The sequence below is a fragment of the Pseudoprimorskyibacter insulae genome, assembly GCF_900302505.1.
GTDB classification, from domain to species: domain Bacteria; phylum Pseudomonadota; class Alphaproteobacteria; order Rhodobacterales; family Rhodobacteraceae; genus Pseudoprimorskyibacter; species Pseudoprimorskyibacter insulae.
On record NZ_OMOJ01000003.1, the window covers coordinates 223,147 to 236,815 of the forward strand.

At 61.1% G+C, this 13,669-nt stretch carries 8 protein-coding genes; 2 read left to right on the forward strand and 6 right to left on the reverse strand.

Features of this window, described 5'->3' with window-relative positions; translation table 11 throughout:
• Nucleotides 1-7: 7 nt before the first annotated feature.
• The 5 genes from PRI8871_RS10235 to PRI8871_RS10255 all read right to left on the reverse strand — a co-directional run bounded on the left by PRI8871_RS10235 (nucleotide 8) and on the right by PRI8871_RS10255 (nucleotide 5,476).
• Nucleotides 8-1,288, reverse strand: a complete 1,281-nt coding sequence (locus PRI8871_RS10235; RefSeq protein ID WP_108886126.1) for a TRAP transporter large permease — start codon at nucleotides 1,286-1,288, stop codon at nucleotides 8-10.
• Complete coding sequence (locus PRI8871_RS10240; RefSeq protein ID WP_108886127.1) at nucleotides 1,288-1,782, reverse strand: TRAP transporter small permease; 495 nt, start codon at nucleotides 1,780-1,782, stop codon at nucleotides 1,288-1,290. The genes PRI8871_RS10235 and PRI8871_RS10240 overlap by 1 nt, the downstream gene beginning before the upstream one ends.
• A 63-nt stretch (nucleotides 1,783-1,845) precedes the next feature.
• Complete coding sequence (locus tag PRI8871_RS10245) at nucleotides 1,846-2,817, reverse strand: TRAP transporter substrate-binding protein (protein ID WP_108886128.1); 972 nt, start codon at nucleotides 2,815-2,817, stop codon at nucleotides 1,846-1,848.
• A gap of 89 nt (nucleotides 2,818-2,906) precedes the next feature.
• Nucleotides 2,907-3,605, reverse strand: a complete 699-nt coding sequence (locus PRI8871_RS10250; protein ID WP_108886129.1) for a GntR family transcriptional regulator — start codon at nucleotides 3,603-3,605, stop codon at nucleotides 2,907-2,909.
• 242 nt (nucleotides 3,606-3,847) lie between these two features.
• Nucleotides 3,848-5,476, reverse strand: a complete 1,629-nt coding sequence (locus PRI8871_RS10255; RefSeq protein WP_108886130.1) for a thiamine pyrophosphate-binding protein — start codon at nucleotides 5,474-5,476, stop codon at nucleotides 3,848-3,850.
• Between the two features lie 303 nt (nucleotides 5,477-5,779).
• Between PRI8871_RS10255 and PRI8871_RS19945 the strand changes: the two genes are divergently transcribed.
• Nucleotides 5,780-10,276, forward strand: a complete 4,497-nt coding sequence (locus PRI8871_RS19945) for a beta strand repeat-containing protein (protein WP_108886131.1) — start codon at nucleotides 5,780-5,782, stop codon at nucleotides 10,274-10,276.
• A gap of 92 nt (nucleotides 10,277-10,368) precedes the next feature.
• On the opposite strand, the gene PRI8871_RS10265 is transcribed toward PRI8871_RS19945, so the two are convergent.
• A complete protein-coding gene (locus tag PRI8871_RS10265; RefSeq protein ID WP_108886132.1) occupies nucleotides 10,369-11,664 on the reverse strand; it encodes a DEAD/DEAH box helicase in 1,296 nt (431 codons plus the stop codon).
• Nucleotides 11,665-12,017: 353 nt separating this feature from the next.
• Between PRI8871_RS10265 and PRI8871_RS10270 the strand changes: the two genes are divergently transcribed.
• On the forward strand, nucleotides 12,018-13,667 hold the full coding sequence (locus PRI8871_RS10270) for a glycoside hydrolase family 3 protein (protein WP_108886133.1): 1,650 nt from the start codon (nucleotides 12,018-12,020) through the stop codon (nucleotides 13,665-13,667).
• The last annotated feature ends 2 nt before the right edge of the window (nucleotides 13,668-13,669 follow it).

Sequence of the window (13,669 nt, forward strand, 5' to 3'; positions counted from 1 at the left end):
CTTTTTGTTATTGTTGCAACAGGGTTGGCAGCCACAGCGACACTTGCGGCACATAGGTCACCAGCATCAGCGCCACCAAGATCGCCAAATAGAACGGCCAGATCGTTTTGACGACGTTCTCGATCCGCTCTTCGCCGACGACGCAGCCGACGAACAGACATGCGCCAACCGGCGGCGTGGTCAGGCCAAGGCCAAGGTTCATCATGATGATGATCCCGAATTGCACCGGGCTCATGCCCATATCGACGATGATCGGCAGGAAGATCGGCGTGGTGATCAGGATCAATGCGGCCATGTCCATCACCATACCAAGCACCAGCAGGGTCAGGTTCAGCAGCAGCAGGATCACGAATTCGGATTCCGAGATCGACAGAACAAACCCGGCCAGCATGTCAGGCACCCGGTTCAGCGTCAGCAGATAGGCAAAGGCCGAGGCGCAGGCGACAAGGATCATTACCATTGCCGTGGTGCGGACCGAGACCAGAACCGCCTGTTTGAAGTTCTGCCACGTCAGTTCGCGGTAAACCAGCGCCGTGACGACGATGGCATAGATCGCCCCAAAGGCCCCTGACTCGGTCACCGTCATGATCCCCGACAGCACCCCGCCGACGATGATCACGGCCGTAAACAGACCCGGCAGCGCGACGATAAAGGACACCATCAGGCTGGACAGGCCCGGAAACGGTTCCGCCGGATAGCCGCGGCGCACAGCCACCAGCCACGCCACAACCGCAAGGCAAAGGCACATCAGAACGCCGGGGATGACACCGGCCAGAAACAACTGGCTGATCGGCAAACCGCCTGCGGCGACGGCATACAGGATCATGTTGTGGCTGGGCGGAATGACGACGCCCGCGATGGACGAGGTGACCGTCACGTTGACGGCATAATCGCTGTCATAGCCTTTTTCCTTCATCACCGGCATCAAGATCGACCCGAGCGCCGAGGTATCGGCCACCGCAGATCCCGAGATCCCGCCGAACAACATGGATGAGGCGACGTTCACAACGCCAAGCCCGCCGCGCATCCAGCCCACGGCCGAGGAAGCCAGCCGCACCAGACGCGCCGCGATCCCGCCTTGCAGCATCAGTTCTCCGGCAAAGATGAAGAACGGGATGGCCAGCAGTGAAAAGACCGAAATGCCCGATACAATGCGCTGGAAGGCGATAAACAGGGGCAGACCTTCGTAAAGGAAGCCCACGACCGATGCGATGCCAAGGCAGAAGGCCACGGGAACGCCCGCAATCAGGCCCAGAAAGAAGACCCCGAACAGTAGAACCAGACCCATTAGCTGCGATCTCCGGCAAGAAGTGTTTTGATAAGCTCATCAAGGCAGAACAGCGCAATCATCGCGCCGCTTAGGGCCACAGGCACCGCGCGCCAGCCTTCGGACACGCCCAGAAGCGGGATTTCGCGCTGTGCGGTGCGTTCAAACATGACATAGCCCTGCCACGCCATGACCACGCCGAAGAACAAAAGCGCCGCAATGCTGAGCAAGACGCAGGCCCGGCGTAGTGGGCCGGGCATGGCGTCGCGGATGAAGTCCACCGCCAAATGGCTGTTGCGCCGGATGCCCACGGCGGCGGCCAAAAAGGCGATCCAGACCACGATCAACAGGGCCAATTGTTCAACCCATGTGGGCGTGTCGTTCAGCACGTAGCGGCCAAAGACCAACCAGCCGAAGATGACAATCAAGACGACCATCAGAACGCTTGATAGCCCCATCGCAACAGAGGCAATGGCGTTCAAGGCGCGGTCGATCAGGGAAAGTTCAGTGGCCATCGGCCCCTCCTGAAACGGCAAGAAGGGGGCAAGGCGCCCCCTCCTTTTTGACAGTGCAAAGCGTTACTTAACGGCCTGAATGGCTTCGATCACTGCGGCCAGATCGGGGTTGGCCGATACAAAGCCTTCGTAAACCGGGGCCATCAGTTCCTGGAAGGCGACCTTGTTTTCCACTTCGTTCACCTTGGACCCGGCGGCCTCAACCTTGGCGCGGCTTTCCTTTTCACGCTCGGCCCAGAGCTTGCGCTGGGTGTCGGCGGAATTGCGGGCAGCGGTCTTGACCACGGCTTGGGTGGCTTCGTCCAGCGCGTTCCAGGCATCCGTCGAAATGCAGATACACTCGGGGATGATCAGGTGATCGGTGATCGAATAGAAGCCCGCCACTTCGAAATGGCCGGTCGATTCATACGACGGATAGTTGTTTTCCGCGCCATCGATCACGCCGGTTTTCAGCGACTGATACACTTCGCCAAAGGCCATCGGCGTTGCGTTGCCGCCCAGTTGCGCGACCATGTCAACGAACAGGTCGTTGTTCATCACGCGCAGTTTCAGACCCTGCACATCGGCGGGAGCCATGATCGGACGCTTGGAGTTGTAGAAGCTACGCGAGCCGCTGTCGTACCATGCCAGCGGGACAAGGCCCTCTTTTTCCATCGCATCGGCAAAGATCTGGCCCACATCGCCGTCCATAGCTTTGTGCATGTGATCCACACCCGAGAAAATGAACGGCAGCGACAGCACGTTCGTCGTCGGGATGATCGGGCCCATCGGCCCCATGTTGAACTGACCGAATTCCAGCGCACCGTTGCGAACCTGCTCAATCGCATCGGGCTGCGAGCCAAGCACGCCGCCGTGGAACACCTGAATGGTCAGATCCGAATTCGCGCCAACCTCTTCGGCGAACTGATCCAGCGCCACGGTGTTGGGGTAGCCTTCGGGGTGAATGTTCCAGCCGCGCCACGTTTCCGCACCTGCGATTGCAGGCAGTGCCAGCGCCAGAGCCGCAGCAGCGGCAAAAGTCGTTTTCAGGTTCATATCGGACCTCCCTATGATTCCGGGGGTCAGGATACTAGGTTACTAGTTTGAGTAAAGTTTATTAAATCATTAAATATCAACATCTTGGATTAATTCTCGAACAAATCGGGGTGATTGACATGCACAGCATCGATCGTTTGATCGATATGTGTCAAGTGCCGCCGGATCAACTGTTCGGCCTGCGCGGGGTCATTGGTTCGAATGCTATCGTAAAGCGCCCGGTGGTCGCGCGTCAGCTCTTCCATTTCCTGCAAACGTCGCAGGCTGAGGACGCAAATCCGGTGCACCAAGGCACGGCATTTTTCGACCACGTCAAAGGCATAGGGCCGCCCCGCAACCTCAGAAATCAGTTCATGAAAGGCACCATCCAGCGTGTGGAATGCCAGCGTATCATTCTCGGCCGTGGCCTTTTCCTGCGCCGCAAGATTGACCTCAAACGCGGGGCTGTGATCGTCAGACCAATTGGCGCAGGCACAGCGCAGCACCTCCAGTTCGACCGCAAGACGGATGAACCGGGCGGCGCGAATGTCCGGCAAGGAAAAGCGCCGGACCTCGGTCGCTTTTTGCGGCTGGATCAGCAGAAACCCCTGCGCACTTAGCCGTGTAAACGCCTCGCGGACGGGCTGACGGGACACGCCATACCGATCTGCGACTTCAACCTCAGACATCTTGGTGCCGGGCATCAGTTCCAGCGAAACAATCTGTTCGCGCAGGTCTTGGAACACCAAATCTGCATTGGTCTTACGCTCTGACGCGGGGTCTAATTTGCGTTTCAGGATCGCAGACAAATCGGGCCTCTTCGGGTGTGGTTGCGCAGTTCACGTAGCCTGTCCGGCGCTTAATTTCCACCCCGTTGTCTTTCGAATCCGCCTTTGCAGCCCGATCTGCCACGCGGCAATTGCGCGCAAAACCTGGGATGGCGTCAAAAATTGACGGCAGAAATATTTTTATTTTTCAATTATAAAATTGCCACTCTTAATCTGATCCGAAGTGCCACGAGCGGCGGATTGATCCCCGCCGCCCTGCCCGGTCAGATGCGCATGCGCGGCACATCGTCGGGGTCCAGATGCAGTTCCAGCAGCTTGGTGCCCTTGGTTTGCGCGGCCTCGGCCAGCGCCGTCTCCAGCGCTTCAAGACTGCGCACTTCAAACCCGGTGCCACCAAGCGCGGTCGCGACCTTGGCAAAGGACGGCCAGTCGAATTCCGACAGGCTGGGATCCATGCGGCGATCCAGGAATTGGATATGTTCCGCGCCATAGGCCGCGTCGTTGCACATGATGATCGTCAGGTTCAGCCCCAGCCGAACGGCGGTGTTAAACTCGTTGATCCCGCCCATCATGAAGCCGCCATCGCCGGTGAACAAAACCACCTCGCGGTCGGGCGCAGCCAAGGCCGCCCCGATGGCCGATTGCAGCCCCAACCCGATCGAGCCGAAATTGGCGGTGACAACAAAGCTTTGCGGATCGGTCACGGACACGCGGCACCAGACCTCGGTCATAAAGCGCCCGCCGTCAGTGACCAACACACGGTCCTGCGGCAGCACCTGCTCCATCCGTTCGAGCGCCGCGACGTAGGGCACGCAGCCCTCTTTCACCTCGCCCGGTGCGCGACTGGGATGGAAGCGCAGGGTTTCGGGATCAAGGTCGCGGGTAAAGCCGCTGGCAGGGATTTCCGCCTCATTCAGCCACCAGACAAAGTTATCCGCCGTCAGCGCCGCATCGGCCACCAAAGCCGCGTCTGGATGCACGCTGCGCCCGATCACACGCGGGTCGTTGTCGATGTGAATGACCCGTTTCTTGGCCATCAGCTTGCCGCGGTCGGTGGTGAATTCGTGCAGGCCCGCGCCGAAACAGATCAGGCAGTCGGACTGGGCAATCAGATCATAGGCGGCAGGCGTCGAGAGCGTGCCGAAAATATCCATATCATAGGGATGGCCGCGGAACAGGCCTTTCGCCTTGAGCGTCGTGGCCAAGGGGGCCTCTAGCCGGTCGGCCAGTTTGATGATCGCATCGCGCGCATGAACCGCGCCGCCGCCTGCCAAAATCAAAGGCCGACGGGCCGAAGCGATCATGCCAATCGCCTCGTCCACGGCGGGGCCTTCGGGCACATAGGCCGGACCTTCGAGCAACCCAAGAATGACGGGCGTATGGGGCGTTTCCACCCACATGTAATCGGCGGGCATGTTCAGGACGATGGGCCGCCGCTCAGACTGTGCCCGGTACATCGCCCGCGCCAGATCTTTGGTGGCGGTTTCCGGCAGGCGGACTTGTTCAAACCCCGCGCCGGTGGTTTTGACCACCTCGCGCTGGTCAATGCTTTGCAAATGCAAGGGGTTGGACGCAGGCGTATCCCCCGCCATCAGCACCATCGGAATGCGGCCCCGCACGCCTTCGGTCAGCGCGGTGACGCAGTTGGTCAGGGCCGGGCCATGGGTGACGGTGGCCACGGCCACATTGCCCGATAGCTGCGCATAGGCCAGCGCCATCAGAACCGAGCTGCCCTCATAGGCCGCCGGAACAAACCGCCCGCCGCAGCCGCGCACGTAATGATCGACGAAGAACAGGTTGGCATCCCCCATCAGACCGAACAGCACGCCAACCCCATGATCTTGCAGCCCTTGGGCCAAGGATTGGTGAACAAATGTCTTCTGGTCGGTCATGGCACGCTCCTGTTCTTGGGTGGGCGCAGTTTAGGGCCCAAACGATGCAGGAAGTGTGCGTTACGCTGGTTTGACGCAGCAATAACGCATGAATAACGCGCCCCATCGTTTGTTGATGCAAACATCGCGCATCGGCCAAGGCGTCTCATCCAGAAAGGTCCAAGACGTCCAGAGCTTTGCTGGGCAATCCCAGTTTGAGACGCATCGCCCATCGACTTTATGAAACTCTAAGGATTGAGACCGAAACAATGCCTGTTTAGGCTAACCCCAATTTTAAAAATACCGTTCAAGGAGGGACTTTTCATGCAAATTGCCATTCGGGGTAGCTCTGCAACCTTTTTCGACGACGCTTTTTTCACCAACAACGGTGATGTGGACGTTCAAGTCGTTGGCACGCCAACCTCCACTCAGATCACGCTGAAAAGCAATTTCAACGGTCATGAAACCACGCTTTTCGGAACCGGGCTAAGCCTTTCGCAGTCCATGTCGCCAACCGGCGGCACCGTGACGGGCATTCAGTACAACGACGCAAACGGGTCTCGTCTGGCGGATGTGACGGGCATTTCCTGGTCGCTGGTGGCGTTTGACTCGGCGCTGGCGGCTTCGGCAGTCGGCAACCTTGCACCCATGGCCGCGCTGATCGACGGCTCTGGCCCGCTGAGCGTGGACGGCAGCAACATGACCGGCCCGCTGAACTTGGTCGATGACTGGAACGATCTGTTGCCGCTGGTGACCACGCCAATCACCGTGGCCGGATCAAGCTTTGGCGACCGTTTGGAAGGCGGCGCAGGCAATGACAGCATTTCGCTTGGGCCGGTCAGCAGCGACAACAACCTATTTGAACAAGTGCGTGCCAGCGCGGGGAATGATACCGTCGATCTTTCTGGCCTGACCGGACGACAAGGCGCAGGAATTAGCTACGAAGACATTGCCGAGGCGGTAACGCTCACAGTGAATGGCGCATCCAATACCGGATCCGCCAGCAGCGCGAATAAATCCGACACCTTGCTTGGCCTTAAAGACGCGATGGAGGCCGATGGGCTGGACCTTTCTGGCACTGAGTTTGGCGACACATTCAATGTCACCGGCACTGATGACAGCTGGATCGGGCTAAGCGGTCTGGAAGGGAACGATACGTTCAACGTTACTGTGAACGACACCGTTCGCGTTTCATTCCGCTACGGTGCCGACACGGCGGCGACGCAAGGAGTGGTTGCAGATTTGCGGACCGGCGTTGTGTCGAATGACGGGCTGGGGTTCTCCGATCAAATCAATGTCTTGGGCGGCAGCGGCCGGCTAGAGCTTGAGGGCACGGACAATTTTGCCGACCATTTCATCGGCTCGGACCGGGACGAACGGTTCCGCCTGCTGGGCGGGGATGACACGGTGGATGCAGGCGGCGGCGATCGTGATGTGCTGCGGCTGGACCGCAGTAACTTTGGCACGGTCGATATTGATCTGGCGGCAGGCACCGCAACCGGCACCTATAACGGGCTGGCCTTTACCAAGACCGTGCAGAACTTCGAAGAGGTTCGCGCCTCAGACAACAACGACACAGTGCGCGGCAATGATGCGGACAACTGGATCGAAGGGCGCGACGGCGACGATAGCCTGATGGGCGGCGCGGGTGATGACGATCTGCGCGGCGATGCTGGCAATGACACCATGGACGGCGGCACCGGCTTTGACACCGCCCGGATGGAAATGAACCGCGCGGATGCCACCATCACCTTTGGCGGTGCGGGCGAGGCAACGATTGTGTCGGCTGACGGCACCGATGTTCTACGCAGCATGGAGCGTATTCGCTTCTGGGATGAGGACGTGTCGCTGGGCAATGGCGTCTCCCCCACCGAAGGCGACGATTTAATTGTTGGCGGCGCGCAGGGCGACACGATTGATGGGCTTGGCGGAAACGACACCATCGAAGGCGGCGGCGGCAATGACAGCCTGCTGGGCAGCACGGGCGATGATCGGCTTGAGGGCGACGCGGGCAATGACACGCTGCGGGGCGGCGCGGGCCGCGACCGTCTGCAAGGCGGGGATGGCAACGATCTGCTGGACGCCTCGGGCGGGGATGTGGCCTCAAACGGTTGGGGTGACTACATCCGCCCCGGTCTGGGGCAAGACACCATCGTCGGGCATGAGGGCCTCTATAATTCGGATGGAGAAGGCGCTGACATTTCCTATGGCGATCTGCGCAACGTGGGCGGGCTGACAATCAACGTCGGCGTGAATGGCACAGGCACCGCTGTCAGCGGGACGCCGGGTCAGGTCAATGACACCTTCACCTTCATCCACTACTTTGAAGGCTCGCAAGACGCCGATAGCATCACCGGGTCGGATACCGACCACTGGGAAGGCTTCGTTGGCCATGACGGCAACGATACAATTGATGGCCGCGGCGGCTTTGACCGTGTCAGCTATCGGTGGGAACCGGGCTGGGACAACCATCCGGGCGCGGCGGTCACTGTCAATCTGGCGACAGGCGTGGCAACTGACACCTATGGCAACACCGATACGCTGCGGAACATCGAAGGCGTGGAAGGCACCGTGTTCAACGATGTCATCACCGCCGCCGGGGCCAGCTTTGACACCCGGCTAGAGGGCGATGACGGCAACGACACGCTGACCGGCGGCAATGGCGATGACACGCTGGAAGGCGAGGCAGGCGATGACGTTATGGTCGGCGGCGACGGCGAAGACGAGGCGCGCTTTGCCCTGAACCTTGCGGATGCGACCGTCACCAAAGGCGCGGCGGGCGAGGCGACGATCACCTCGTCCCTCGGTACGGATGTGGTCTCGGGGGTTGAACGTTTGCGCTTTAACGACCAGACGGTGCAACTGAATGCCAGCAGCGGCCCCAGCCCGAACGATGACACTCTGATCGGCGGCGGAGGCGACGATCTGATTGACGGTCTGGCCGGGAATGACAGCATTCTGGGCCTAGGCGGCAATGATACGCTGATCGGGGGCGCGGGCGATGACACGCTGGAAGGCGGCGCGGGCAACGACCTGCTGAAGCCTGGCACCAGCACCTTTACGAACACGCTGCACACCGGCACGGGCAATGACACCATCGACTTTGATGGCGCCGATAGCGCAACGTTCAACTATATCGGCCACTGGGACAGCACAGGCGGCGTTGTCGTCACGCTGGATGGCATCGCCGGGACCGGAAGCATCAACAAGGGCGCGGATGGCACAACCACGCTGGTGAACGTGCTGCAAACCTTGCAACCGCAATCGGGCCAATGGGTGAACGGACTGGGCATTGCGACAGACCAGTTTAACGACACGTTCAACATCACCGCAGCCCCCGGAAGCGGCATGTTTGTCGAAGGGCGCGGCGGCAACAACACCTACAATCTGGCCTCGGCCAATCCATTCGTGCTGCGGCTGAACATGGGCAACGGCGATCAAGGGGCGAATGTGAACCTTGCCACCAAAACCGTGTCCAACAACGGCTATGGTGGCACGGACACCATCACCGGAAACGGCCATTTCACCGAATTGCGAACGACCCATTTCAACGACACGGTCGTCGGGTCCGGTTTTGACGAAAGCTTTGTCCTGCGCGGCGGCAATGACACGCTGGATGCAGGCGGCGGCCATGACGTTTTGCGTTATGACCGGGGCGGCGTGTCGGACGTGGTCGTTGATATGACCAACGGCACGGCAACGGGGTCGTGGAATGGCACCTTCCACCACAGCTTCAGCAATGTCGAAGAGATCCACGGATCGAACAGCGGCGTCGATAGCATCACCGGCAGCGCCAATGCAGACCGGATTGACGGGCGTGACGGTGATGACGTGATCCTTGGCATGGGCGGCAATGACACCCTGCGGGATGGCGCGGGCGACGATAGCGTGAACGGCGGCGACGGCGATGACACTTGGTTCATGGGAACCGGCAATGACACGTTCAACGGCGGAACCGGGTCCGACACAGTCTATGTGGACGCCTCGACCTTCAGCATCACCGCAGGCAGCATTATCGAAGGCAATCTGACCACCGGTGATGGCGGCGTTCAGGGGCTGAATCTGCTGCGCGATACCTTCATCGACGTCGAAAACTACACCTTCGCCAATAGCCAGTTGGCGACACGCCTGACCGGCAATGCCTCGGCCAACACGCTGCGGTCGGATGCGGGCAATGACCGGCTGGAAGGTCTGGACGGCGATGACCACCTCTATGCGGGCGACGGGGCCGATACGATCATTGGCGGCGACGGCGATGATTTCATCTATGGCGGCACCACCGAAAGCGACCTGCGGGACGTGGTCTATGGCGGCAATGGCAATGACAGCGTTCAGGGCGGTTACGGCAATGACGAGCTGCGCGGCGACGCGGGCAATGACACGCTGGAAGGCGGGTTTGGCGCTGACACGATGATCGGCGGCGCGGGCAACGATGTTGTGACTGGCGGCGCTTGGGGCGATGTCCTGTTCGGCGGCGACGGCAACGACTTCGTCAATGGCGGCTTTGGCTTTGACCGGGTCAACGGCGGCGGCGGCGCAGACCGCTTCTTCCACCAGGGCGTGCTCGGCCATGGCGACGACTGGATCCAGGATTACAGCGCCTCGGAGGGCGATGTGCTGGTCTTTGGTGGCGGCGCGGCCTCCAAGTCCGATTTCCTTGTCCAGCGCGGCTCGACCGCCGGTGCGGGGGATGCTGCGGTACAAGAGGTGTTCATCACCTACAAGCCGACCAACGATATCCTCTGGGCGCTGATCGATGGTGATGCACAGACCCAGCTGAACGTGACCGCCGCTGGCGTGACCTTCGATCTGCTGGCCTGATATCAAGGCAAGGGGGCGGTTCAGCCCCCTGCCCTAAGCCATTCACAAGAAACAAAAAAGGCGACGGAACACCGTCGCCTTTTCGTTTGAGCTTAGGCCGCCACTGCGCTTCTGCGACGGGGGCGGCGTTTCTTGTTGGCCGCTGCCGGGGCCGCCTTCGCCTGACCTTGGCCTTGACCGCCGGGCTTGCGGCCACCGCCGCCACGGCGCGGGCCACCTTTGCCGCGACCACCGCCATTGCCGCTCGGGGCGGCGGCGGCGGGCATGGTGCCACTGGCCACCGGAATATCGATCTTCATCAGCTTCTGGATCTGCTTCAGCTGATCCACCTCATCCGCCGAGCAAAACGCAATCGCCTCGCCCTCGCGGCCCGCGCGGGCGGTCCGGCCAATGCGGTGCACATAGTTGTCGGGCACATCCGGCAAGTCGTAGTTGATTACGTAAGCCACGCCCGGAATATCAATGCCGCGCGCCGCCACATCGGTGGCCACAAGCGTGGTGATTTCCCCGTCACGGAAGGCTTTGATTGCGCGATCGCGCTGGCCTTGGCTTTTGTTGCCGTGGATCGAGGCCACGTTATACCCGTCCGAGGCAAGCCCCTTCATCAGCCGTTCCGCCCCGTGTTTGGTGCGGGCAAAGACCAGCGTCAGCGCATTCGTGTCCTGCGACAGGATCTCACGCAGCTTGGTCGGCTTGTCGCCCTTGGGCAGGAAGTGCACCGATTGGGTGATCTTGTCGGCAGCTTTGCCCGGAGGCGACACTTGCACCTTGCGCGGATCGGTTTGGTAATCGCGCGACAGTTCTTCGATCTGTTTTGGCATGGTGGCCGAAAACAGCATGGTCTGGCGCGGCGTGCCCAGTTGCGGGGCGATTTTGCGCAGCGCGTGCACAAAACCCATGTCCAGCATCTGGTCGGCCTCATCCAGCACCAACTGGCGAACCGAGCGCAGATCCACCGCGCGGCGGTCCATCAGGTCGATCAGACGGCCCGGCGTGGCGACCAGAATATCGGTGCCGCGCGACAACATGTTGATCTGGCGGTTGATGGATTGCCCGCCCACCACGGTTGCAATGCGCAGCTTGGTGCCTTTGGCCAGCGGGCGCAGGCTGTCGGCGATCTGGTTGACCAATTCACGCGTCGGGGCCAGCACCAGCGCCTTGGCGGTTTTGGGCAAAGGCTTGCCCTGTTGGGCCAGCAGCGCATCGATCAGCGGCAGACCAAAGGCCAGCGTCTTGCCCGTGCCGGTCTGGGCCAGGCCCATGATGTCATGCCCTTCCAGCGCAAGCGGAATGGCCTTTTCCTGAATCGGGGTCGGTTTGGCAAAGCCTGCTTCTTTCAAGGCGGCCGTCAGTGTCGGCGCGAGGCCGAGTTTTTCAAAGTCGAACAAATGATATCCTAGCGGCCCGGTTCCGGATCCATCCGATGGGCCAAGTTGTGGCCGCATCCGCGACCGAGAAGGATCCGCGCCAGCCCGCCGCCGTTTGCGACAAGGCCAATGCGTCAAGAACCCTGCGTGATGGGGATGCTTTATGACGGTCTGCGCTGATGGCCCTGTTCGGGCGCGGCAAGCTCACGCGGCTGCGCAGCACAGACCTGTCAAATGCGCTGCGCCGCCGCAAAAGTCAAGGGGCTGTGCGTAGGATGAATTTAGGCCTGCCAGAACCTTCCCCCGCCCCTTGCACAACATTTGCGCATCGCTACAGTTACCGCTAACTGGCCGCAGACTGAGGGGGATTTCGCGTGCAACTGGATCTGTCACATTTGACCCGCCCGCCTTTTTCGCTGGATGCAGAGGCGCTAAGCTGGGTCGCGCAGACCTTTTCTGAGCTGACGATTGAGGAACGCGTGGGCCAGTTGTTCAACCTGCGCTCAGCCGGTGAGGCGGCGTTGCCGCGTGATCTGGTCAGCCAGATTGCCCCAGGTGCGATCACGCGCTTCTTCGGCCCTGACGGCGATTATGAACGCGCCCATATCGCGGATTTGCAGGCGGCCTCGAAGGTGCCGCTGCTGGTCTCGGCCGATCTGGAAGGATCACGGATGAGCCTGCCCTTTGGCACGCAGGTTCCCAACCCGATTGCCCTTGCTGCGATTGACGACACCGAGGTGACCGCCGAGGTCAGCGCTGTTCTGGCGCAAGAGGCCCGCGCCGTGGGGGTCAACTGGTCGTTCACGCCGGTTCTGGACATCAACGCCACCCCCCGCAGCGCCATCGTCGCGACTCGTGGCAGCGGATCAGACCCGGACCGGATCGAACGGCACATGCTGACGCAGCTGCGCAGCTTTCAGGCCAATGGTATCGCCGCCACGGCCAAGCATTGGCCCGGCGAAGGCCACGATGACCGCGATCAGCACTTGGTCACCACGATCAACCCTCTGTCGCTTGAGGACTGGGAGGCGACCCATGGCCGCCTGTACCGCGCCGCGATTGACGCCGGGGTCATGGCGGTGATGTCGGCCCATATCGCCTTCCCCGCCTGGACCGAAGCGCAGGGGCTTGAAGGTTTGGACCGGTATTACCCCGCCTCGCTTTGCCGGACTTTGAACATGGACCTGTTGCGCGGGCGGCTTGGCTTTAACGGGCTGATCGTGTCGGACGCCAGCGAAATGGCGGGGCTGACCGCCTATATTGAGGCGCAACCGGGCAAGGTGGAACTGATCCGCGCGGGCTGCGATATGATCCTGTTCTCGACCGATCCTTTGGGCGACTACAACGCCGTTCTGGCCGCCGTGAACGCGGGCTATATCGACCAAAACCGCCTGACCGATGCGGTGACCCGCGTTCTGGGCCTAAAGGCCGCGCTTGGCCTGCACAAACGCGCCGCCCTGCCCGAGATGCCCGCGCTGCGCCAAGATGCGATGGCCCCGATCCTGCGCCGTGCGCCGGTGCTGGAAAAGGACGTGGCCAACCTGCTGCCCATCAGCCCCAAGACCCACAAACGGGTTCTGGTCGTGGCCCCCGGTATCTTTGAGCCGCTCTGGAACAAGACCCTGCCGGTTGCCTTCCCGGACCTGCTGGCCGCCGAAGGGTTTGACGTGACGCTGCATGAAACAGGCACGCCAGCGGACCCGGCGGGCTTTGACCTGCTGATCTATGCCTTCACAGAAGAAACCCTGCTGCTGCGCGGGCGGATCTTTCTGGATTGGGGCAAGCTGTTTGGCGGGCTTGCGGGCGCAATGAAGCGGCCTTGGCACAGCGTGCCGACGGTGATGGTCTCGTTCGGGTATCCCTATTACCTTTACGATGCGCCGCGCGTGCCGACCTATATCAACGCTTGGGCCACCATGGACGAGATGCAGACGGCAGTGGTTGACCTGCTGCTGGGCCGCGGAAACTGGAACCGAAACAGCCCCGTGGACGCCTTCGCAGGCGCGCCCGACGCGCGCTACTAGGA